Source organism: Hafnia paralvei (assembly GCF_020150375.1).
In the GTDB taxonomy this organism is placed as follows: domain Bacteria; phylum Pseudomonadota; class Gammaproteobacteria; order Enterobacterales; family Enterobacteriaceae; genus Hafnia; species Hafnia paralvei.
The window spans coordinates 2,502,228-2,523,809 of sequence record NZ_CP083737.1 but is presented as its reverse complement, the minus strand read 5'-3'; the positions used below and the strand labels follow the sequence as shown (position 1 = coordinate 2,523,809).

Here is a 21,582-nt window from a genome sequence, read left to right as displayed (position 1 = left end):
CTAAATTAGAGGAAAAGCCCGCTAGATAGCGAGCTATTAATCTTTATTCAGCGCTTTCTTCCGCATTGGCGGGCAGAGGCCATCCACCCATACGTTTCCAGCGGTTTACCAATTCACAAAACAGCGTTGCCGTCTGTTCTGTATCGTAGAGCGCGGAGTGTGCTTGGGTGCTGTCAAATGGGATATTGGCGGCAATGCAGGCCTTAGCCAGCACGGTTTGACCTAATACTAGCCCGCTCAGCGCGGCAGTATCGAAAGTGGCGAACGGATGGAAAGGGTTGCGTTTTAAGCCAACGCGCTCAGCCGCGGCCATCACAAACGAGTGATCAAAGTGGGCATTGTGCGCCACAATGACGGCACGATTACAGTCGTGTTCTTTAATGCCTTTACGTACGGCTTTGAAGATGGCGTGTAAGGCTTCGTATTCGCTGACCGCACCGCGCAATGGGTTTTCCGGATCAATACCGTTGAATGCCAAAGCTTCAGGAACCAGTACGGAGCCAACAAAAGGCTCAACGTGAAAATGAAGTGTTTCGTCGGGCTCTAACCATCCATCGTCAGTCATACGTAATGTGACTGCCGCAATTTCAAGTAGCGCGTTGGTGTTGGCATCAAAACCTGCGGTTTCGACATCAATGACAACAGGATAGAACCCGCGAAAGCGCGCGCTCAGCGTATTTAGATTGGTGGTTTCAGCCATGTTCAACTTCTGGTCTATGGAATGCAGCGCGCATTATGGCAAATTTTTACGTAGTTTGCAGTCCGCAAACGCGGTACGAGCCTCATTCATGCATCAGATAAAAAAGCGGACGCTAAGGCGCCCGCTCGGTTTTTGCTCAAACCACATGGGTTTGATACGTTCTGGTACTTAGGATTAGTTGCCTAAACCCGCGCCAGCTTGTTTGTTTTCGATCAGCTCGATTTTGTAACCATCTGGATCTTCAACAAAGGCGATAATGGTGTTGCCGCCTTTTACCGGACCCGCTTCACGAGTGACTTTGCCGCCAGCCTGACGAATGCTTTCGCAGGTTGCTGCAACATCATCGACGCCCAGTGCAATGTGACCAAATGCTGTGCCCATCTCGTAGCTTTCAACGCCCCAGTTATAGGTCAGCTCAATCACAGAGCCGGTACTTTCATCGCTATAACCGACGAAGGCCAGAGAGTATTTATACTCTTCGTTTTCACTGGTACGCAGCAGGCGCATGCCTAAAACTTTGGTGTAGAAGTCGATGGAGCGTTGCAGATGACCGACGCGCAGCATGGTGTGTAGTAAACGCATAATTTCCCTCTGAAAATCGAAACGGCTTGCTTTACAAGATATAGAACATTGTAACAGCGTACATTCAGCGATCAATAAAAGGTCGGCATTAATCGCGAGCGATGTGGTGACAAGAAATGGAAAAACCCTCTGACTGAGTGGAGGCGGCCAGAGGGTTGGCATATATTCCCGTCATTGGGATATATGCCGAAGTATTACAGCGTTGGGTAATCTGTATAGCCTTCAGCGCCACCACCGTAGAAGGTCTCAGGCTGTGGCGTATTCAATGATGCTTTTTTCTCTAAACGTTCAACTAAATCTGGGTTGGCAATAAAGTTACGTCCAAAGGCAACGGCGTCGATCAGACCTTGATTAATCAGCGTTTCCGCTTTTTCTGCGTTGTATCCACCGGAACCAATAATGATGCCGCTGAAGTTTTCACGTACCGCCTGACGGAACGCCTCTGAATAAGGCTTGCCACCGGCCCAATCTGGCTCAGAGATATGCAAATAAGCAATTTTTCTCTGGTTAAGCTGACCGATGAGATAAAGCGCAGCTTCTTCCTGGTCTTCACCGTTATCCAGCCCGTTAAATGGCCCCAATGGTGAAATGCGAATACCTACGCGGCCAGCGCCAGATTCGGCAATAGCAGCATCAACCACCTCGAGCGTTAAACGCGCACGGTTTTCAATAGAACCGCCATATTGGTCGGTACGTTGGTTAGACGCAGGAGACATAAACTGATGCAGGAGGTAGCCATGTGCCGCGTGCAGTTCGACCAGATCAAAACCGGCCTTGCTCGCCAGCGCAACGGCGTGGCGGAAATCGTTAACGATGCCAGGGATTTCGCTGGTTTCTAAGGCGCGAGGTTCCGAGCAAGGAACACGTACCCAATGGCCGTTTTCATCTCGAACCGTGGTGCGAGTATCAGCGGCGATAGCTGATGGTGCAACCGGAGGCTGATTGTTCGGCTGGAGACTGTTATGAGAGATACGGCCTACGTGCCATAGCTGTACCGCGATATGACCGCCATGTTGATGGACTCCCGCAACGATTTTTTTCCACGCATCCAATTGCTCTGGTGTATGTAAACCGGGCGCGCCGGCATAGCCTTTTGCTTGAAACGAAACCTGAGTTGCTTCTGTGATAATTAAACCGGCGCCTGCACGCTGGTTATAGTATTCGCCCATCAATGGGGTTGGAATATCGCCCGGTTCTTTGCTGCGTAGGCGTGTCAGCGGAGCCATGAAAACTCGGTTAGGCAAAGTGACATCACCAACGGTGACAGGCGTGAATAACTTTTCGATTTTCATAGTGAATCCTGTGGCGGTGTAACGCGTCAACGCACGCTACGAAGTTTAAATGAGCTCGTTAGACATGATGCATACGAAACAACGAGGCTTGGGCAAAGACTAATAGACCGGTTGGTCTAAGTCAATACACGCGCAAATACTTTATGATGAAATTATTTAAAGCGAAGGTTTTTTAAGCGGCGATAATACGAAGAAACCCCACAGGCTGGGGAGTTGCAGCCTGTGGGGCGAAGATTGAAGGGCATTAGCGTTTAGTAAGCGGCAGTAAACTGCTGCTTGATAAATTGTGGTTGCTCAATTTCATTGAGGATCGCGACGGCCAAATCTTGGACTGAAATATTGGCGGGCGCATCTCCATTCATCAGCAATGAAGTCGTACCAAGACGGAAATGTCCGGTACGTTTGCCCGGTTCAAGCATGGCTGCAGGGCATAATACCGTCCAATCCAGTTCGCTGCCGGCGCGCAATTTGTTGCGCAGTTCACGAGCGCCTTGTGCACCCGGACGAATTTCTGCTGGGAACTGTGGGGTATCGATGAGTTCGACGCCCGGAGCGACTTCTAGGCTGCCCGCACCACCGACCACCAGAAAGCGTTTCACCCCCGATTTTTCCACGGCGGTCAAAATGGCATCACTGCCTTTCACGAAGTTGGTATACAGATCGGGGTCAGTCCAGCCGGGGTTGAATGCGCTGATAACGGCATCGACACCTTTCAGCGTTTGTGTTAGCCAATCAACGTTAGTCACGTCGCCAAGTGCAATATGCAAACGGTCTACATCTGGCAAATCTTTCTGGCTGCGAGCGATAGCAGTCACTTCGTGACCACGTGCTAATGCTTCATCAACGACAACACGGCCGACAAAACCGGTGGCTCCAATAATGGCAAGTTTCATGGTTATTTTCCTCTGCTTAGGTTGCGATAGGGCTACTTTAGACCTTAACAATTCGGTTGATAAGTGGCATATTCAAGCTTACTTCTTTAAGTAAAACTTCAAGATAACAAGGCTGATTGATGGACAAACTCAACAGGATGGCCGTTTTTGCCGTTGTGGTTGCGGAAGGCTCTTTCAGCGCAGCAGGGCGGCGTCTGGGGATGAGCCCATCGGCGGTGAGCCAGCATATGCGCACTTTAGAGCAAGATCTGAGGGTGACACTCTTGCATCGCTCTACCCGGAAACTTACGCTTACCGATGCAGGAGCCGCTTTTTATCCAGGCTGCAAAGCGATGCTGCATGAAGCTAGTCAGGCAGAACAACGATTGGCCGAAATGCGCGATACGCTAGTAGGCGAGTTGCGTATTGCGACCACGATCGGCCTCGGCGGCGCCCCATTAGCGCAGGCATTAGCCCCTTTGTTACAGGCTCATCCTAAGCTTAGTCTGAGAATCTTAGCCAACGACGAAATTATCAATTTAATTGAGGTTCGCGCGGACATAGCTCTGCGGGTTAATCGCCAACTGGATGATGCTTCTTATATCGCCCACCCGTTAGCTGTTTGGCCTATGGTGCTGTGCGCTTCTCCCCGCTATTTAAATCGCTGCGGGATACCTGAAACGCCCGATGAACTTAGCCAACACCAATGGCTGGTGAATACCAATGAGGCTGTTCCTGCTTCGATTGAACTACATAGGAACAACGGAGAAACGCGTAAAATTTCTCTGCCTGATATTGCTACAGGCAGTAGCAGTATGAACGTATTACGTGCATTTACGTTGGAGGGGATAGGCATTTCTATACAGCCGCTTTATGAGATTGAGTATGAGTTAAAGCGCGGTGATTTGGTGTTGTTGTTACCTGAGTGGCGACCCGCGCCTCTGAAGCTGCATGCGTTGACGTTAGAGAGAGTTCATACGGAAAAAAGCCGTCAAGCAATGCAATGCTTACGCGATTATTTCCAAAATTATCAGCAACGTTGAATAACAAATGATAATAAATTTGCCCTGAGCTGGGTTTACGTCTTCACTTATATCTGTAAGCAGGAGGTTTGCGGTGGCCCAGCAACTTGAGTTCTTTGAGATCCCTAGCCCCTGTCGGGGTATTTGTCAGTCCGACGAGCGCGGCTATTGTCGCGGCTGCATGCGCAGCCGAGACGAGCGTTTTAACTGGATAAAACTGAGCGATCCGCAAAAGCGTGATGTCCTGCGCTTGTGCCGACAGCGATGGTTGCGCCAACAGCGCAATGATAAATCCGATCCATCCCATCAGCCTGAGCAACCATCGCTCTTTTAACTTTTTATTGACTTGTTAGACGCTGACGTCACCACCTTCTGCTGCAGCTGTGAAAGAGAACAGTACAGACGCCATACGAGTCCGGCCAAATCTCGGCCACTCTGATCCGGATGGTGAGACAAAACGTCGCTGATACGTAATAGTTCATTCAAGGTCTTATCCAGAGAGTCATGCTGAATACCTTTTTCTGTCATGATGCCTTTGAGACAGTGAATACAGACGTCACGGACCGCGGAAAGGGGGTCGGAACGGGTTTGCCAATCACGCAGTTGCCAAACGATGTGGCTACAATTCAGCAGTACCACCCCCCAGCGTAGCACCCAGATACGCGATAGCTCATCTTTACTCTGATTTAATTGACTGATGCGATGGTAAATACGTGATTCGAACTGGCTTTCGCTTTGCTGAGGTCTACGGCTGATCTGATCGATAAAATCACGACGCAGTGCTTGAATAATCCTGCGGCTTTTCCGTTTATCAGAACTGGGGCGCAGAATTTGAAACGCTACTGCAGCTAGCAGCACACCGCAAATCTTGGCGATGTTTTCGTTGACAAAACTTCCATAGTCATATTCCGGCGGGTTAGTGACCAGCAAAAAAGATCCCATAAAGACGATGAGCTGTCCCCAGAGCGCGGCTGTTTTTGGGTTTTGTAATTTCAGTAGCTGCATCGTAAGCAAAACAGGTAACAAGAAGGCACAGAAGACCCAGAAATCATCGATTTGAATCATTAGGCCGAATTTAGCCAGATAGCAGCCAATAGACAGCAACACCATCGCTTTAAACAGCGTCGTTAGGCTGGTCATCGGTGACGCCGATGTGGAGTACAGCACACAGGTAATGGCGGTAATAGTCAGCGCCGCCGATCCCGCATCCCACTGAGTATTCATCCAAAATGCGCAGCCAACAACCAGCGCGATAAAGGTGCGTAGTGCGTTGTAGGCTGATTCCATACTGTCGGTATGACGCGCGATACTATGCACTTTGGGGGGAGAGAAGGTCTCTTCCGGCGATGATTTTTCAACGTGTCTTATCCAACGACTGCCCTGCAAATAGAGCCAGCAAAAATAACGTAGGCGAAGGTAAAAAGAACGCAGACGATAGTCACTTGGGTCATGTGGATAGATACGACTGAGGATTTTGGCCAAGCGATATTTATTGGTCTCGGGGTTCTGAAGCTCTTTGATGATTGCTTGCAACACATCCTGCAAAAATTCTGGGCGATCGGGCCAATTGACCAGCATTCGTCGAATGCTTGAGATAACACTGGTCAGACGTAGCTGCTGGTGAAGTAAAAAGTTAAGCACATTGTTGCGGCTACGCAGGCGGTGGTTACTCCAGAAAGCCTGAATGCGCAAAATGTTCATTGTGAGGATCTGACCAATTAACCCCTCATGCGATGCACGCATTTCTGGCGTTGTTTCTGGGTGCCAAAGCATAGTTGCATGCTCTAACAGACGTTGGTGCATGCGTCGTAACGATGTCAGAAGGTTAGTGCCGTCGGAGGTGCTGGGGAGAATCATCATCATAAAAGCACCACAGAGCAGGCCGGTGATCACTTCGCATACGCGCGCCTGTGCAATATCAAAGATTTGCATGGTGTCGGTTGATTCGGCGGTTGAGAAGGCAATGATCGCGGCGGTGTAGCCCGCTAACGCAAAAGCATAGGCGACGTTATTTTGATAATGATTGGAAACGTAGGTGCAAATTGCTATCCACGCGGCAATAAATAGCGTAAATAGCCACGGATCGTTGAGACATTGGCCCGCAATGAGTACAGAAGCCGCAGCGCCAAGTAAGCTACCGGCAATACGACCAATGCTCTTACTGATCACGCCGCCGACGGTTGGGAAACTCACCACCGCGGCTGAAGTAAAGGCCCAATAAGGTTCATCAAGATCGAGTAAAAACGCCACCCACAGAGCAAGGCACATCGCTATTGCATTGCGTAAGGCATAACGCCATTGTCCCGCATTGGCCTTTGCCCATGGCGTGTTGCGCCAATCTAGCCAGGATATGTTCACAATTCTATCCCGTTAGTTAGCGCGAACGGTAATTGTGCAAGTGGTGCCAGCCACCAGCAAAACGTCTTTAGGAACATTTTCCAGTTTTATTCTGATCGGCACGCGTTGAGCAAGGCGTACCCAAGGAACGTTAGGTTTTACGTTAAGTAGCATATTATCGCTACTGTCTACGCTTTGGTCGTAAATCGCGCGCCCAATACTTTCAACGCTCCCATGGAGTGGGATATTTCCGTTATATAGAGTTATATCAACGTTATTTCCGATGTGTATATGCTTTAGCTTAGTTTCTTCGAAATATCCCATAACATAAAACGAATTAATATCAATAAGAGCCACAAGGGGTGAGCCAATAGAGGCATAATTCCCGACTCGAGTTTGTAAATTAGTTATAAAACCACTGACGGGCGCATAAATATTAGTATGCTGTAAATTCCACTTAGCCTGTTCCAAATTAGATTGCGCGGATTTATAATTAGCTTTCATTGCCTGCGCATTTAAATTTGCTTCGTCGAGATCTTCCGCAGAAATCACGTTGCGGGGCAGATTGCCGCGTCGAGCTGCTTCATGAGTGGCCTTAGCCAGATCGGACTCTGCTTTTGCCATGGCGGCATTGGCGTTGCTAAGTGCAATTTCAAAGGGTGTCGGGTCTAATGAAAATAGTAAATCGCCTTGTTTTACCTGTTGGTTATCATTGATATTTACGTTGATGATTTTTCCAGATACTTCTGGTGTAATATTGACAAGTTCAGCCCGGACTTTTCCGTCGCGAGTCCAAGGTGATTGCATATAATAATTCCAGGCCCACCAGCCTGCGGTGATCGCTATTGCACAAACTATAACCGTTGAGAAGTAGCGTAATGTGTTCAGTTTCATATTATTTTACCAACTGGTTAATAGCCAAAGACTGGCGCTGACACAAATGACAAAAATTGACAAATCCATCAATGTTGGGTGCCAAATATCGCCCGAATAAATAGTATCGCGAAATATACGGTGGATTAGCAGCCAAAAAACAATGCCGAGCAGAACTGCTTTAAAAATAGGCGGAAAATAGAGCGAAGCGCCTAAGATGAGATCCTGTAAGGGCGAGCCCTGAGAGGAGGAGATGATGTCCATGTTTACCACTCCTGATCCATTAAGAGATTTATAGGTAACATAGATGTTAATTCACCATATGCATAGATTATTTTCTGGAGGTTGTAGATATACATTTGAATTTTTTACGATTGGGAACCAAACTAGAAGCTACTCTGGGTGAGTATCTTAGCATGCTAATTATAAGGAGAGTAAATTGGAATCGACACTAGGGTCGGATTTAGCACGATTAGTCCGTGTATGGAGAGCGTTAATCGATCAGCGTTTGAAGCCATTGGAACTAACGCAGACGCATTGGGTAACTCTGTACAACATTAATCGTCTACCGCCAGACCAGTCTCAAATCCAACTGGCCAAAGCTATCGGCATTGAGCAACCTTCACTGGTTCGTACGCTAGACCAGCTTGAGGAAAAGGGGCTAATTACCCGTCATACCTGCGCAAACGATCGACGCGCTAAACGCATTAAGTTAACGGAAGAAGCCGCACCTATTATCAAGGAAGTCAATGACGTCATTACCATAACTCGCGGTGAAATTTTATCTGGGGTTTCCCCAGAAGAAGTGACACTGCTGACCAATTTGATAGAACGTCTGGAACAAAATATTATTCATCTACAAAACAAATAATTATTAGTCTTTTTTATTACTATCAGCAAACCCAAAAAAACCGGAGACATTGTCTCCGGTTTGGTGATCTCTTTTAGCCACACAAGGCTTAGTTCGTTGCGGAAACACTCACGCTGCTACCGCTAGACAACAGCATAACGCGCTGGCCAACAGAGAAAGGTTTGTTGCCGTTCTTCTGTACCACTGCGATGGTTTTGCCGTCATCTTTACGAATGACGAGTTGAACACCGTCGGTACGGTTTACTGCGCCCTCAATGCTGTTGCCAGCTAAGCCACCTGCAACAGCACCCGCTGCTGTGGCTAGGCTACGACCCGTACCACCACCGACAGTATTACCTAAAAATCCACCCAGAACCGCGCCGCCGATAGAACCGATAACGTTGCTATCGTTGCCCGCTTGAATTCGAACTGGCTGAATTGAGACAATGCTACCGTAGGTAACTTGCTGAACTTCTTTAGCCTGACCGGCAGTATAAACGTCACCAGATAACGTACTGGTGTTAGCACAACCAGCCAATGTCGCACCGGCGAGAGCGATAACAATAAGACGCTTAATCATAAAAATATTCCTTCCATTCTGGCCTTTTACGCGCGGGCTGATTTTGCCTGTCGTTGCGGCTGTGTGTTTACTCTAAAGGGTTGGCTATATACCTTTGCCTGTATCGCTGTAGCATACCGTTGAATGACTCAACCAACAATAAACAACCGTTTAAGTTGCGATGGATTAAATTATCGTCAACGAATATCACTATTTTACTGCATTTTGTCAGCATGCAAATCTTTCGCTGTGAAAATATTACGTCAACTAAAGTAAGGAAAGTTTATGATATTGGCACGGAAATTAGATAAATCCGGTTTCGTTTGATGCCTGAAGCGGATAATTTCACTCTACGATAATAAATAAGGACGATGAAATGAGATCGGGACGGTACATTGGCGTTATGTCAGGAACCAGCCTTGACGGGATTGACGTTGTCATTGCCGCTATTGATGAGCGGATGGTTGCACAGCAGAGCCGATATTCACATCCAATACCGATTGCTGTTAAAAAAGCGATCTTAGGGATGTGTCAGGGACAGGCGGTCACGCTCGCTCAGGTTGGGGAATTGGATCGTCAGATGGGGAGCTTATATGCCGAGGCGATCAATCACCTGTTAGCTAAATCATCGCTAAGTGCTCAGGATATCACCGCGATTGGCTGCCACGGACAAACCGTCTGGCATCAACCAGAAGGTGATGAGCCTTTTACCATGCAGATTGGCGACAATAACCGCGTTGCCGCGCTGACGGGAATTACTACCGTTGGCGATTTTCGTCGTCGTGATATGGCCTATGGCGGGCAAGGGGCACCGTTGGTGCCTGCGTTTCATCATGCTTTGCTTACCCACCCGGTTGAGCGGCGCATGGTGCTGAATATTGGCGGTATTGCCAATCTTTCGTTATTGCTCCCCGGTTTACCGGTGCGCGGCTTTGATACCGGCCCCGGCAATATGCTGATGGATGCATGGATCTGGCGCAATCATGCCAAGGCTTATGATAAAGATGCAGAGTGGGCGATGCAGGGAACGGTGAATCAGGCGCTGTTACAGCAACTGCTGGCTGAGCCCTATTTCGCACGACCTGCGCCGAAAAGTACGGGGCGAGAGCTTTTTAACCTAGGTTGGCTAGAGCATCAGCTGAGTTTACAACCTGCGCTCCCCGCCGTGGATGTGCAGGCGACTCTGGCCGAATTGACCGCAATCAGTATCTGCGATCAGGTTCAGCTCGCGGGAGGCTGTGAGCGTCTGCTGGTGTGTGGTGGTGGCGCGAGAAATCCGCTATTGATGAGCCGTATGGCAGCCCTGTTATCAGGAACTGAAGTATGTAGTACGGACGCCTATGGCGTCAGCGGCGATGATATGGAAGCGTTAGCCTTTGCATGGCTAGCGTATCGCACGTTGTCAGGGCTGCCGGGTAATTTACCGTCGGTTACGGGGGCCTCGCAGGAAACTGTACTTGGCGCGATTTATCCTGCGAACCACATTATCTAATTTATCCGTAAAAATGGGAGAGCACTCATGTTTAAGTATACCTGTGCTGCTGCTGCGATTTTGTTGCTGGCTGGATGTCAGTCGATGCATAAAAAAGAAGTGGCGCCGGAGCAGTTTAGTTATCAATGCGGCACCACACCGTTGACGGTGACGGTGGATAACCAAAAAGATCAGGTGAGCTTTATTATGGATGGTAATCAGCTCACCTTGCCGCATGTGGTCTCTGCGTCGGGTGCGCGCTACAGTGATGGCAAATATACGTTTTGGTCGAAGGGGAATACGGCTTTTGTGGAACGTAATGAGCAAATCATTATCGACAACTGTGTCCTTAAATCCTAGTTCACATGGGGCAGCGATACGCTGCCCCCATTTTTAAGCCTTCTCTTATCCTTTCTGTCACTACTGTCCCTATAACAGACCGTGTACTGTCCCTCTGTATTCCTCACTGAAATAAAAATACATAAAAATCAATAAAATAAAAGGCTGTTGCGTTCCTGTTTTGGCTAAAAATAACGCGATTTGTGCTCGGGTTTTAGATGTTATCGCGCATCGAGCTATTTTCCGAACGATCGGTGAATTGAGATTCTTATCCCACGGGCGCAGAATAAGGCTCTTGACGGGTGAAGGACTGCTGAATATGAGTGAAAACAACGAGTTTGATGTTGCCGATCTGCGTCGCGAGTATGTGCGTGGTGGATTACGCCGGAGCGATCTTACCGACGATCCGTTAGAGATGTTCGAACGTTGGCTCAAACAAGCCTGTGACGCGCGTTTGGCCGACCCAACTGCTATGTGTGTAGCGACGGTGGATAAACATGGCCAGCCATACCAGCGTATTGTGCTGCTGAAACATTTTGATCAGCAGGGGATGGTGTTTTACACCAACCTAGGCAGTCGCAAAGCGCAGCAGTTGGAAGAAAATCCTCATATCAGCCTGCATTTCCCGTGGCATATGCTTGACCGGCAGGTCAGCGTGTTAGGGACAGTTGAAAAGCTTTCTACGCTGGAAGTGATGAAGTACTTCCATAGTCGACCTAAAGATAGCCAGATTGCCGCTTGGGTATCGCGCCAGTCATCGCGGATCTCGACCAGAGGAATTCTGGAGGGAAAATTTCTCGAACTGAAGCAAAAATTCCTACAAGGCGAGATCCCGTTACCCAGTTTCTGGGGTGGATATCGCGTAAAAATCAACTCGATGGAGTTTTGGCAGGGACGAGAAAATCGTTTGCATGACCGTTTTATTTACCAACGTCATGGCGATGTATGGGAAATTGACCGGTTGGCGCCTTAATCAGCGAAAAACACGAGTTAAATCTAGCGCGACGGGCGTGACCACTTTATTCTATAGGGCTAATCACCCGCACGAGCTATCTCCCGTATGGAGCGCGCGGTAGTAAATTAAAATCAAATGGAGTCTTTAATGGCGAGCAGCAACCTGATTAAACAACTGCAAGAGCGGGGCCTCATTGCCCAGGTAACGGATGAAGAAGCGTTGGCAGAGCGACTGGCGCAAGGGCCATTAGCACTGTATTGCGGTTTCGATCCTACCGCTGACAGCTTGCACTTGGGCCATCTGGTTCCGTTGCTGTGTCTGAAACGTTTCCAGTTAGAAGGCCATAAGCCTGTTGCTCTGGTGGGCGGCGCAACCGGTCTGATCGGCGATCCCAGCTTTAAAGCCACCGAACGTAAACTGAATACTCAGGATACCGTGCATGAGTGGGTAGACAAAATCCGTCATCAGGTAGCACCGTTTTTGGACTTCGACTGCGGTGAAAACAGCGCAATCGCAGCCAACAACTACGATTGGTTCGGCAACATGAACGTGCTGACCTTCCTGCGTGACATCGGCAAGCATTTCTCTGTCAATCAGATGATCAACAAAGAAGCGGTTAAACAACGTTTGAACCGTGACGATGTGGGCATTTCGTTCACCGAGTTCTCCTACAATCTGCTGCAAGGCTACGATTTTGCCAGCCTGAATGAGCTGCACGGCGTAGAGCTGCAAATCGGGGGTTCCGATCAGTGGGGCAACATCACTTCTGGTATCGATTTGACTCGTCGTCTGCATCAGAAACAGGTGTGGGGTTTGACCGTTCCGTTGATTACCAAAGCCGATGGTACCAAATTCGGTAAGACCGAAGGCGGCGCAGTATGGCTGGATCCGAAGAAAACCAGTCCGTACAAATTCTACCAATTCTGGATCAACACCGCGGATGCGGACGTGTACCGCTTCCTGAAGTTCTTCACCTTTATGGATCTGAAGGACATTGATGCTCTGGAAGAAGAAGATAAAAACAGTGGAAAAGCGCCGCGTGCACAGTACGTTCTGGCTGAGCTGGTGACCCGTATGGTTCACGGTGAAGAAGGCCTGGCTGCGGCAAAACGTATTACTCAGAGCTTATTCTCTGGCGCACTGAGTGAAATGACTGAAGCTGACTTTGCTCAGCTGGCACAAGACGGTATGCCTATGGTTGAGCTGGAGCGTGATGCAGACTTGCAGCAGGCGCTGGTGGATTCTGAACTACAGCCGTCTCGTGGTCAGGCGCGTAAAACTATCGCGTCTAATGCAATTACCATCAATGGCGAAAAACAGTCTGATCCGGAATATACCTTCAGCGATGCTGATCGTCTGTTCGGACGCTTTACTTTATTGCGTCGCGGTAAAAAGAATTACTGCCTGATTTGCTGGAAGTAAGCCACGGATGCAATTAAAGGGGGACTCAGGTCCTAATGCTGATCGTTTAAGAGATCGAGATACACGGGGCTAGCACACCGCGGGGCGCTCCGGCAGCTAAAGCTGCTACGACCCCATCGGTGTACTTCCCCTAAAATCACGCTTAAGTGACCAATTGGGACTCAGGTCCCCCTTATTTTCCCCTTATTATGAATAAACGGCTGTCGACAGCGACAGCGATGTAGGTCGCATCCATGAAAAATATCCTATCTATTCAATCTCATGTGGTTTTTGGTCACGCAGGAAACAGTGCCGCTGTATTCCCTATGCGTCGTATGGGCGTTAATGTCTGGCCGCTGAACACCGTTCAGTTTTCAAATCATACCCAGTATGGTCACTGGACTGGTTGTGTGATGCCCGCCAACCATTTGACGGAAATTGTGCAGGGAATTGCAGATATCGATCAGCTTAAAAACTGCGATGCCGTATTGAGTGGGTATATTGGTTCGCCGGAACAGGGCGGACATATTTTGGATATTGTACGTAAAGTGAAAGCGGCGAATCCCAATGCATGGTATTTCTGCGACCCCGTGATGGGGCATCCGGAAAAGGGCTGCATCGTTGCTCCGGGCGTCGCCGAGTTTTTCGCTCGCGATGCCGTCGCTAGCAGCGATATCATGGCACCTAATCTGCTTGAATTAGAACAACTGACCGGACATACCATTAACAGCGTAGAAGACGCCTTAACCTCAGCCCGTAGCGTGATTGCTCGCGGTCCTAAAGTCGTTTTGGTTAAGCATTTAGCCTATGCTGGCTATCATAAAGATCGCTTTGAAATGATCCTCGTTACCGCGGATGAGGCATGGCACATCAGCCGCCCGCTGGTTGATTTCGGCGAACGCCAGCCGGTTGGCGTTGGCGATTTGACCAGTGGCTTGTTATTGGTCAACATGCTGAAGGGTGAACCGTTGAAGAAAGCCTTGGAACACGTGACAGCCGCTGTTTATGAGGTGATGTTGACCACGAAAGAAATGGGCGAATATGAGTTACAGGTAGTAGCTGCTCAGGATCGCATTGCGCAGCCCGTTCATCAGTTTGCCGCCGTCGAATTATAAATACCGTAGCATTAAAGAATCCCCCTGAACGCAGGGGGATTTTCTCTTTCATTAAGATCAGAATGGTTTGGTCGGCAAATACTTCCCATCAAAGGTGATTACCGCGCGTGAGCCACCTTCAGGATCTTCCACCTTCTTGATATCCATCTTGAAATTTATTGCACTGATAATCCCATCGCCAAACTGCTCGTGTACCAACGCTTTCAGCGTTGTACCGTATACCTGCAGCATTTCATAGAAACGATAGATCGTTGGATCGGTCGGAATACCCTGTGGAATTGAACCGCGTATAGGGATGGCTTGCAGCAACAGAGCCGCTTCTGGTGCAAGCTCCAGCTGTTTTACAATCTTTTGTGCAGCGCATTCCGGCAAAGCATGCTGGCCCAACAATGCAGCCGTGACAAACGCGATATTCATATCGGTACCGTCAGCCAGATCCTGCCATGAAAGATTCTTCGCAATTTTTGCCATCACGATAGTTTCTGTTAAGGCGACGCGTGCTGTCTGGGTGGTTAAGGTCTGAGTCATGGTGTTTTCCTTCTAATGAAAAGAGTTAGGCTGCGTTAGCGGTATGGTGTGAGGCCAAAGCGCAGGCGTAGGGTTTTTCTGTGAGTGAAACGAATTTTTGGCTTTCGCCTTCAAGCGTCAGCATCGCTCCGTTTTCGATGTCATAAACCCAGCCGTGTAGGTTAAGCCGCCCTTGTTCAATGGCTACGGCAACGGAAGGGTGTGTTTTCAAGTTGGAAAGCTGCGCAACGACGTTGGCTTGAACCATGCCATTGAGGCTTTCAGCTTCGGAAGCATAAAAACGCGAAGCATTGACCAGCTTGGCTGCATCGGCATGTTTCAACCACTTTGCCACCATCGGCATATGATCAAGGCAGATACTTTGGTTAATGGCCGTCATAGCGCCACAGTCGGAGTGACCACAAATTACAATATCGGTCACGCCAAGCGCGGCGACCGCATATTCAACGCTGGCGGAAACGCCACCGACTTCGGGGCTATAAGACGGCACTAAATTGCCGGCGTTACGAATAACAAACAAATTGCCGGGTTCTTGTTGGGTGAGAAACTCCGGCACCACGCGGCTGTCGGAGCAGGTGATGAAGAGAACGCTAGGACTCTGTTTATTGGCTAGATCTTTGAAAAGCTCGGTGCGCTGTGGAAAGCATTCCTGTTGAAATTTTAAGAAGCCTTCAATGATGTTCTGCATGATATTTTCCTGCGTGCTAAAACGTGCAGCAAGAATGCGGCTTTCTAGGTATAATGTCTAAGCGCCATTTTTTATACTTGGTATAATTTTTTTGAATAGTAGGTGTTATGTTCCTTCGTAATCTGCGGGCTTTGCTCTCCGTTGTTAAGCACCGCAATTTCACTCGAGCGTCGGAAGAAGTCTGTTTATCTCAACCGGCACTATCGCAGAAAATCAAACAGCTAGAGGAACAACTGGGCGTCGTTTTGCTCGACCGTTCGAACCGCGTCATTAGGCCCACCGATGTAGGTGAAGTGTATCTTTATCATGCCCGCCGTGCGTTGAATGAACTTGAAATGGGCTATCGTGCTATTCATGACGTGCAGGATTTAAGCCGCGGAAGCTTGCGGGTGGGTTTTACACCGACTTTCAGTGCTTATTTAATTGGGCCGTTGTTCAAGCGTTTCTATCAACTTTATCCCCATATCAAGCTACATCTGCGTGAGCTTTCGCAGGAACAGATAGAAAAAGATTTGCTGGAAGGTGATATCGATCTTGGCGTGGCTTTTGTTTCTCCGGAGTCTGAGCATATTCGCTATCAGCCGTTGTTTACCGAACGGCTGGCGGTTGCGGTGGGGGAAAACAGTTCTCTCTATCATCAAACGATGATGACGCAGGATGAGATTGCTACCGCGCCCATGGTGTTATTAAGTCAGGACTTTGCTACGCGCTGTTATATTGATCGCTATTTTAATCAATATCAGCTGCAACCCAATTTGGCCATTGAGGCTAATTCCATCAGCACTATTTTGGATTTGGTGAAGAATAGCGAGCTGGTTTCCATATTGCCGCAGGCTATCATCGAAAAGCAGAGTAAAATTCATGCCATCGAGTTAATGCCTATGCTGCCAGAGCGAATAGCCGCACTGCTGCAGCATAAAACACATTATACCAATGCAGCCAGTCAGGCGTTTAAGGCGTTGATAGATGCTGAATTTACGCAGGTGGTTTTTGAACAAACATAAAAGGCCCAAAGGGCCTTTTCAGAATGTGGCATCGATTACTTCAGACCTTCGGCGGTCAGAGCAGCGTCAACGGCAGGACGAGCAGCGATACGAGCGACATAGTTCACAATGTGTGGATAGGCGGGGAGATCGAAATGCAGCGCTTTAGCCCAACCTAAAACGGTAAACAGATAAGCATCAGCAACGCTGAAACGAGCACCTAGCAGATAGTTTTGGTTGCTCAGCACCCCATTTAGATAGGTAAACTGCTGTTCCAGCTTCTGGCGCGCAATGGCTTTATATTCGTCAGGCGTCTTCGGATTGAACAATGGGCTGAAGCCTTTATGCAACTCGGTAGCAATATAGTTCAACCATTCGATAGCGTGATAGCGAGCCAGAGTCCCTGACGGTGCGATGAGATTACGATCAGGAACTTTGTCGGCCAGATATTGCACAATGGCAACGCCTTCGGTCAGTAAGCTACCGTCGTCTAATAACAGGGCAGGTACTTGGCCTTTCGGATTGATCTTCAGAAAGTCTTCACCGTGCTCGGTCTTTTTAGTGGCAAGATCGACGCGCTCAATCGTAAAGTCCAGCCCAGCCTCACGCAAAACGATGTGCGGAGAGAGAGAACAAGCTCCGGCTTTGTAAAACAGTTTCATCAAATACTCCTCGGACGATCCTGAGACAGTTAGATTGTACCCGCCATACTTCAGGCTGCACATCTGATAGCTGCATGCCATACGAATGACTTAGGGCGATAACTACCGAAAATTCATATTACGGCGACATCGCTCTCTTGTCAGTCATTGCTTTATGTATTTGCAGTTAATTCACGAATAAAAAAAGCACCCCTAAGGGTGCTTTTTGGACATTACTTTAGCAATTAAGCGGTTGCAGCTTCGCGAGCGGTTTCTTCATCGCTGCTCTGAGTCATGCGATTCAGTTTAGGCGCGGTCAGCATCATCAGTACGGCGATAACGGCAGTAACAATACCAATCTGCATAAATACATGGCTATAGATAGCCAGTGAAGCATGTGCATCAGGTACGTCTGAAGGTACTGCGGTCAGCGCAGCAACTTTACCTGCAATCAGCGCGGCAGCTGCGGTCGTCAGGAACCAAGAGCCCATGATGAAGCCCATCAGGCGTTGTGGAACCAGCTGTGCAACCATAGCCAGACCCAAGCCAGAAATCATCAGTTCACCGATACTCTGCAGCGCGTAGCTCAGAATCAACCAGTTCACAGACATAATGCCTTGCTCGTTGGCGAAGGTTGCGCCCCATGGCAGTACCAAGAAGGCACCAGAACAAAGCACCATACCGATAGCAAATTTGTGCGGCATTGGCAGACGGTCACCCATCTTGTTATAAACCGCAGCCAAAATTGGGCTAGCGACCATGATCCAGAATGGGTTCAGAGCCTGATACTGTTCGGGTTCAAATGCGATACCGAGAATAGAGTGCTCAACGTTATGAATAGCGAAGAAGTTCAGCGACGTTGGCATCTGGCTGTACAGTACGAAGAACACTACGGCTTCCAGCATTAACAGGAATGCCACAATCATTTTGCGACGAGCAGCGCCATGCAGGGCGAATGTCTCTTTAGCGAATACCAAAACGATACCCAGAGAGATAATGGCCAGAGCCCAGCGAGCGACGACTTGGTTGTGTAGAAGCCAGTAAGAAATACCGATCAGAACCACAATACCTACAAGCGTCATCAGCAGTTTTTTAAACGCTAATGGCTCAAAGTCAGGCTTAGAACCGTGGTCTTTAACCCAGCGACGGCACATCATGAAGTTGACCAGCGTGATCAGCATGCCGACAACGCTCAGTGAGAACGCGATATTCCAGCCATACTGTGCGGCTAACCACGGGGTCGCCAGCATAGAGAAGAAGGAGCCAATGTTGATGGACATATAGTACATGGTAAATGCACCGTCCAAACGCGGATCGTTTTTCTCATAGCAGGTAGACAGCAGGGAGGATGGGTTTGCTTTGAACAAACCGTTACCAACGGCGATAGTCGCCATACCTGCATAAACCCACGTAATATTATGGCCAGAGAATGCGACTAAGGCGTAACCGACCGCTAATACCAATGCACCCAGCACAATGACACGTTTAGCGCCGAGAACCTTATCACCTAACCAGCCACCGATGGCGACAAAGCCATAGACTAATGCGCTGAAGGAAGAGAACAGGGTGATAGAGTCGGCTTCGGTCATGCCCAGCATTTTGACCAAATAAACGGCCATAATGCCTTGAAGGCCGTAGTAACCAAAACGTTCCCATAGTTCGATGGAGAAAATCAGGTAGAAAGCTCTAGGCTGCTTAAAGGCGTTAAGACTAACGCTCTCGTCTGCCTTATTACTGTTGTTGTTTGCAGTTGACACAAGTACCTCTAATTTTTCACACCCTATCGAAGACAGGGAAGCAAAAAGTGATGCCGGGAAGCATCCTTTTGCATTGTTATAGGTTGGAAGATCGGGGGTTAATGTTCACTATATGGGGGGCGCTGACAATACCTGTGAAATATTCTGTTACATAAACATCATGCAGAACATCCGCCAGATGTTACAAATGTTATGCAGAGTGAAGCATTGTGTTTTTGGCGTTTCTTGAATTAATCTTTTGCTTAAATCATAATCAGAAGGTATTTCGTTATATATTCTGCTATTAATTGAAAATGCAGCGTGATCGACTGCCATTGAGGAAAATGACGTTGTTATAATAATGCATAAGAGTTTATATGCATAACTATCCAAAAAATTCACATTTTGTATGGAAACGTTGCTTTTTTGTGGCTTTACAAATGTGATCTATTTCAAAAAAATGATAACGAAAAGTCTTGAATTTACCAATGAGTTTGCTTTCTGTGCGTTTTAAGAAAAACAGAGAACAATGTCACGGTTACGTAATTGGGCACTGCACTGGGATAGGATATGGAGAGACGGCAATACGAGGTTTTATCGAAGGGGCGGCACGGGATGATTCCCGTGCTTCATAACAACATTATTTGCTAGGATTCAGGGTAAACTTTTTCTTTAAACTCGCATAAATCTTCAATAATGCAGGAGCCACAGCGCGGTTTACGGGCGATACACGTGTAGCGACCGTGCAAAATCAGCCAATGATGGCAGTCCAGCTTGAACTCTTTCGGCACGACTTTCAGCAGCTTCGCTTCGACTTCATCCACGTTTTTGCCCGGCGCAAAGCCTGTACGGTTACAGACGCGGAAGATATGCGTATCAACGGCGATAGTTGGCCAACCAAAAGCAGTATTCAACACCACGTTGGCGGTTTTTCTCCCTACACCGGGCAACGCTTCGAGCGCAGCACGATTTTCAGGTACTTCGCCGTGGTGTTCATCAAGCAGAATTCGACAGGTTTTAATGATATTTTCTGCTTTGCTGTTATACAGACCGATAGTTTTGATGTACTGCTTGATGCCGTCGACCCCAAGTTCAAGCATCGCCGCTGGCGTATTGGCAACAGGATAGAGCAACGCCGTCGCCTTATTTACGCTGACGTCGGTCGCCTGTGCGGATAGCAGTACGGCAATGAGTAGCTCAAAATGGGTGCTGTAAGCTAACTCGGTTGTAGGATGAGGATTGTTCTCTTGTAGCCGCTGAAGGATCAGCGTGCGCTTTTCCTGATTCATAGTGCTTGTTCGCTATTTTGTTCTACGCGGGTCGTTGTGGCCGCAGCCATATTTTGACGCAAGGCCTGACGCGCTTTCATTTTCTGATCAATAACATACTTTAGTGCGAGTAAGAACCCCAGCCCCAAAAAAGCCCCCGGCGGCAGCATGGCAAGCAGGAAGGGGGTATCGGTATGGAATACTTCAATGCGTAATGACTTCGCCCAAGATCCCAGTAACAAATCGGCGCCGTTAAACAGCGTACCGTTACCCAGGATTTCGCGCAGAGAACCCAACACAAACAGCGCGCAGGTTGCTCCGAGTCCCATCGCCAATCCATCGATAGCAGAAAGACCTACCGGATTTTTGGCGGCGTAGGCCTCGGCGCGGCCGATAACAATACAGTTAGTCACGATTAACGGGATAAAGATGCCTAAAGACTGATAAAGACCATAGGCATAGGCATTAATCAGCATTTGCACGGTACTCACTACCGACGCGATGATCATGACGTAAATAGGGATACGAATTTCGTGCGGTACCCAACGGCGCAGGGCGGAGACGGCGCTATTGGTGAAAACCAAGACCAAGGTGGTTGCAAGTCCGAGCCCGAGCGCATTCGTTGCGGTAGAGGAAACCGCCAGTAGAGGGCAGAGCCCTAACAACTGAACTAGCGCGGAGTTGTTTTTCCACAGGCCATTGGCCAGTAACGTTTTGGCTTCACTCATTATTACTCTCCCGTGCTTGTGGGGCAGCGTGGCATCGATTCAAGACGGTCGCGATTTTGTTGCAAGAAAACAACCGTATGGCGAACTTCATTCACCACCGCACGTGGCGTGATGGTCGCACCGGTAAACTGATCAAACATACCGCCATCTTTTTTCACAAACCAACGCGGGTCGTTGTCGCCTTTAACGACTTGATTACGAAAACGGTTAATCCAGTCAGAGATACGCGCATCGATTTTATCGCCCAGTCCTGGTGTTTCATGGTGTTCTAGAACACGAACGCCCAATACTTTTCCTGAGAAATCGGCGGCAACCAGCAACTGAATGGCTCCGGAATAGCCATCAGGCGCGGTAGTTTCAACCGCAGCAGCTACCGGTACGCCGTCTTTGCGCGCCAAATATAAATGGTGCGGCGCTGTTGAACCTAAACGTTTATCAGTGACAACGTAACATTCGTGTTGCAACTCGTTGTTATACATCTCTGCTGGCAGCACCTGATCAAACAGCTGCTTCTGTTGTAGTTCGGCCTGATGGGCGATGGTGTCTTTCGTTAACTCATTAACCACGGCGGTGAGGCCAGTGGCTAAAACCGCAAATAGCGCCAGCGTGGTGCCATGACGGCGCATAGTTGAAAGCATGCTA

At 48.6% G+C, this 21,582-nt stretch carries 24 protein-coding genes; 9 read left to right on the top strand and 15 right to left on the bottom strand.

Features of this window, described 5'->3' with window-relative positions:
* Positions 1-43 precede the first annotated feature (43 nt).
* The 4 genes from rnt to K9N75_RS11945 all read right to left on the bottom strand — a co-directional run bounded on the left by rnt (position 44) and on the right by K9N75_RS11945 (position 3,467).
* The gene (gene rnt / locus K9N75_RS11960) at positions 44-700 is read right to left on the bottom strand and encodes a ribonuclease T (protein ID WP_008813578.1); all 657 of its coding nucleotides are present in this window, start codon (positions 698-700) and stop codon (positions 44-46) included.
* Between the two features lie 174 nt (positions 701-874).
* Positions 875-1,282: a lactoylglutathione lyase gene (gene gloA, locus K9N75_RS11955; protein WP_008813577.1), complete on the bottom strand. Its 408-nt coding sequence runs from the start codon at positions 1,280-1,282 to the stop codon at positions 875-877.
* 194 nt (positions 1,283-1,476) lie between these two features.
* The gene (locus K9N75_RS11950) at positions 1,477-2,574 is read right to left on the bottom strand and encodes an alkene reductase (protein WP_130961190.1); all 1,098 of its coding nucleotides are present in this window, start codon (positions 2,572-2,574) and stop codon (positions 1,477-1,479) included.
* A gap of 251 nt (positions 2,575-2,825) precedes the next feature.
* Positions 2,826-3,467, bottom strand: coding sequence for an NAD(P)-dependent oxidoreductase (locus K9N75_RS11945; RefSeq protein WP_224451658.1), 642 nt, complete (start codon positions 3,465-3,467; stop codon positions 2,826-2,828).
* Between the two features lie 119 nt (positions 3,468-3,586).
* On the opposite strand from K9N75_RS11945, the gene K9N75_RS11940 reads away from it, so the two are divergent.
* Both K9N75_RS11940 and K9N75_RS11935 read left to right on the top strand, forming a co-directional pair.
* Positions 3,587-4,489 (top strand): LysR substrate-binding domain-containing protein, encoded by a 903-nt coding sequence (locus tag K9N75_RS11940; RefSeq protein WP_039186637.1) that lies wholly within the window; start codon positions 3,587-3,589, stop codon positions 4,487-4,489.
* Between the two features lie 73 nt (positions 4,490-4,562).
* A complete protein-coding gene (locus tag K9N75_RS11935; protein ID WP_020303736.1) occupies positions 4,563-4,802 on the top strand; it encodes a DUF1289 domain-containing protein in 240 nt (79 codons plus the stop codon).
* Here K9N75_RS11935 and K9N75_RS11930 read toward each other — a convergent pair.
* Genes K9N75_RS11930 through K9N75_RS11920 form a run of 3 tightly spaced genes read right to left on the bottom strand, consistent with a single transcriptional unit; the run spans position 4,799 to position 7,942 of the window.
* A complete protein-coding gene (locus K9N75_RS11930) occupies positions 4,799-6,826 on the bottom strand; it encodes an FUSC family protein (protein ID WP_008813572.1) in 2,028 nt (675 codons plus the stop codon). The genes K9N75_RS11935 and K9N75_RS11930 overlap by 4 nt on opposite strands.
* Positions 6,827-6,838: 12 nt before the next feature.
* A complete protein-coding gene (locus tag K9N75_RS11925) occupies positions 6,839-7,699 on the bottom strand; it encodes an efflux RND transporter periplasmic adaptor subunit (protein WP_061060024.1) in 861 nt (286 codons plus the stop codon).
* A gap of 6 nt (positions 7,700-7,705) precedes the next feature.
* Positions 7,706-7,942 carry a DUF1656 domain-containing protein gene (locus tag K9N75_RS11920; protein WP_004095095.1) on the bottom strand — a complete coding sequence of 79 codons (237 nt, stop codon included), beginning with the start codon at positions 7,940-7,942 and terminating at the stop codon, positions 7,706-7,708.
* A gap of 175 nt (positions 7,943-8,117) precedes the next feature.
* Between K9N75_RS11920 and slyA the strand changes: the two genes are divergently transcribed.
* Positions 8,118-8,549, top strand: coding sequence for a transcriptional regulator SlyA (gene slyA / locus K9N75_RS11915; RefSeq protein ID WP_008813569.1), 432 nt, complete (start codon positions 8,118-8,120; stop codon positions 8,547-8,549).
* A gap of 88 nt (positions 8,550-8,637) precedes the next feature.
* On the opposite strand, the gene K9N75_RS11910 is transcribed toward slyA, so the two are convergent.
* Entirely contained in the window at positions 8,638-9,108 is a 471-nt protein-coding gene (locus K9N75_RS11910; RefSeq protein ID WP_004095110.1) for an outer membrane lipoprotein, read from the bottom strand.
* A gap of 355 nt (positions 9,109-9,463) precedes the next feature.
* Between K9N75_RS11910 and anmK the strand changes: the two genes are divergently transcribed.
* The 5 genes from anmK to pdxY all read left to right on the top strand — a co-directional run bounded on the left by anmK (position 9,464) and on the right by pdxY (position 14,368).
* Positions 9,464-10,579, top strand: coding sequence for an anhydro-N-acetylmuramic acid kinase (gene anmK / locus K9N75_RS11905; protein WP_008813568.1), 1,116 nt, complete (start codon positions 9,464-9,466; stop codon positions 10,577-10,579).
* A gap of 27 nt (positions 10,580-10,606) precedes the next feature.
* The gene (locus K9N75_RS11900; protein WP_004095115.1) at positions 10,607-10,918 is read left to right on the top strand and encodes an MliC family protein; all 312 of its coding nucleotides are present in this window, start codon (positions 10,607-10,609) and stop codon (positions 10,916-10,918) included.
* A 298-nt stretch (positions 10,919-11,216) separates the two neighbouring features.
* Positions 11,217-11,870: a pyridoxamine 5'-phosphate oxidase gene (gene pdxH / locus K9N75_RS11895; RefSeq protein ID WP_061060026.1), complete on the top strand. Its 654-nt coding sequence runs from the start codon at positions 11,217-11,219 to the stop codon at positions 11,868-11,870.
* Between the two features lie 129 nt (positions 11,871-11,999).
* Positions 12,000-13,274, top strand: a complete 1,275-nt coding sequence (gene tyrS / locus K9N75_RS11890) for a tyrosine--tRNA ligase (RefSeq protein WP_008813567.1) — start codon at positions 12,000-12,002, stop codon at positions 13,272-13,274.
* 233 nt (positions 13,275-13,507) lie between these two features.
* A complete protein-coding gene (gene pdxY / locus K9N75_RS11885) occupies positions 13,508-14,368 on the top strand; it encodes a pyridoxal kinase PdxY (RefSeq protein ID WP_061060027.1) in 861 nt (286 codons plus the stop codon).
* Between the two features lie 57 nt (positions 14,369-14,425).
* Here pdxY and cynS read toward each other — a convergent pair whose 3' ends face one another.
* Both cynS and K9N75_RS11875 read right to left on the bottom strand, forming a co-directional pair.
* The gene (gene cynS / locus K9N75_RS11880; RefSeq protein ID WP_224451651.1) at positions 14,426-14,896 is read right to left on the bottom strand and encodes a cyanase; all 471 of its coding nucleotides are present in this window, start codon (positions 14,894-14,896) and stop codon (positions 14,426-14,428) included.
* Between the two features lie 25 nt (positions 14,897-14,921).
* Positions 14,922-15,584: a carbonic anhydrase gene (locus K9N75_RS11875; protein ID WP_224451649.1), complete on the bottom strand. Its 663-nt coding sequence runs from the start codon at positions 15,582-15,584 to the stop codon at positions 14,922-14,924.
* Positions 15,585-15,691: 107 nt separating this feature from the next.
* On the opposite strand from K9N75_RS11875, the gene cynR reads away from it, so the two are divergent.
* A complete protein-coding gene (gene cynR, locus K9N75_RS11870; RefSeq protein ID WP_224451647.1) occupies positions 15,692-16,588 on the top strand; it encodes a transcriptional regulator CynR in 897 nt (298 codons plus the stop codon).
* A gap of 35 nt (positions 16,589-16,623) precedes the next feature.
* On the opposite strand, the gene gstA is transcribed toward cynR, so the two are convergent.
* The 5 genes from gstA to rsxG form a co-directional block, all read right to left on the bottom strand.
* A complete protein-coding gene (gstA, locus tag K9N75_RS11865; protein ID WP_008813562.1) occupies positions 16,624-17,229 on the bottom strand; it encodes a glutathione transferase GstA in 606 nt (201 codons plus the stop codon).
* Between the two features lie 224 nt (positions 17,230-17,453).
* Complete coding sequence (gene dtpA, locus K9N75_RS11860) at positions 17,454-18,965, bottom strand: dipeptide/tripeptide permease DtpA (RefSeq protein WP_008813561.1); 1,512 nt, start codon at positions 18,963-18,965, stop codon at positions 17,454-17,456.
* Between the two features lie 626 nt (positions 18,966-19,591).
* Entirely contained in the window at positions 19,592-20,233 is a 642-nt protein-coding gene (gene nth, locus K9N75_RS11855; protein ID WP_008813560.1) for an endonuclease III, read from the bottom strand.
* A complete protein-coding gene (locus tag K9N75_RS11850; protein ID WP_039186650.1) occupies positions 20,230-20,940 on the bottom strand; it encodes an electron transport complex subunit E in 711 nt (236 codons plus the stop codon). The genes nth and K9N75_RS11850 overlap by 4 nt, the downstream gene beginning before the upstream one ends.
* A gap of 2 nt (positions 20,941-20,942) precedes the next feature.
* Entirely contained in the window at positions 20,943-21,578 is a 636-nt protein-coding gene (rsxG, locus tag K9N75_RS11845) for an electron transport complex subunit RsxG (protein ID WP_008813558.1), read from the bottom strand.
* Between the last annotated feature and the right edge of the window lie 4 nt (positions 21,579-21,582).

Coding starts and splice junctions, on each gene's coding strand:
- K9N75_RS11940 (WP_039186637.1), top strand. CDS start 3,587: ATGGACAAACTCAACAGGATGGCCGTTTTTGCCGTTGTGGTTGCGGAA.
- cynS (WP_224451651.1), bottom strand. CDS start 14,896: ATGACTCAGACCTTAACCACCCAGACAGCACGCGTCGCCTTAACAGAA.
- K9N75_RS11875 (WP_224451649.1), bottom strand. CDS start 15,584: ATGCAGAACATCATTGAAGGCTTCTTAAAATTTCAACAGGAATGCTTT.
- K9N75_RS11850 (WP_039186650.1), bottom strand. CDS start 20,940: ATGAGTGAAGCCAAAACGTTACTGGCCAATGGCCTGTGGAAAAACAAC.
- pdxY (WP_061060027.1), top strand. CDS start 13,508: ATGAAAAATATCCTATCTATTCAATCTCATGTGGTTTTTGGTCACGCA.
- K9N75_RS11925 (WP_061060024.1), bottom strand. CDS start 7,699: ATGAAACTGAACACATTACGCTACTTCTCAACGGTTATAGTTTGTGCA.
- gstA (WP_008813562.1), bottom strand. CDS start 17,229: ATGAAACTGTTTTACAAAGCCGGAGCTTGTTCTCTCTCTCCGCACATC.
- anmK (WP_008813568.1), top strand. CDS start 9,464: ATGAGATCGGGACGGTACATTGGCGTTATGTCAGGAACCAGCCTTGAC.
- nth (WP_008813560.1), bottom strand. CDS start 20,233: ATGAATCAGGAAAAGCGCACGCTGATCCTTCAGCGGCTACAAGAGAAC.
- K9N75_RS11900 (WP_004095115.1), top strand. CDS start 10,607: ATGTTTAAGTATACCTGTGCTGCTGCTGCGATTTTGTTGCTGGCTGGA.
- pdxH (WP_061060026.1), top strand. CDS start 11,217: ATGAGTGAAAACAACGAGTTTGATGTTGCCGATCTGCGTCGCGAGTAT.
- K9N75_RS11950 (WP_130961190.1), bottom strand. CDS start 2,574: ATGAAAATCGAAAAGTTATTCACGCCTGTCACCGTTGGTGATGTCACT.
- tyrS (WP_008813567.1), top strand. CDS start 12,000: ATGGCGAGCAGCAACCTGATTAAACAACTGCAAGAGCGGGGCCTCATT.
- rsxG (WP_008813558.1), bottom strand. CDS start 21,578: ATGCTTTCAACTATGCGCCGTCATGGCACCACGCTGGCGCTATTTGCG.
- K9N75_RS11910 (WP_004095110.1), bottom strand. CDS start 9,108: ATGATTAAGCGTCTTATTGTTATCGCTCTCGCCGGTGCGACATTGGCT.
- rnt (WP_008813578.1), bottom strand. CDS start 700: ATGGCTGAAACCACCAATCTAAATACGCTGAGCGCGCGCTTTCGCGGG.
- gloA (WP_008813577.1), bottom strand. CDS start 1,282: ATGCGTTTACTACACACCATGCTGCGCGTCGGTCATCTGCAACGCTCC.
- K9N75_RS11945 (WP_224451658.1), bottom strand. CDS start 3,467: ATGAAACTTGCCATTATTGGAGCCACCGGTTTTGTCGGCCGTGTTGTC.
- cynR (WP_224451647.1), top strand. CDS start 15,692: ATGTTCCTTCGTAATCTGCGGGCTTTGCTCTCCGTTGTTAAGCACCGC.
- K9N75_RS11920 (WP_004095095.1), bottom strand. CDS start 7,942: ATGGACATCATCTCCTCCTCTCAGGGCTCGCCCTTACAGGATCTCATC.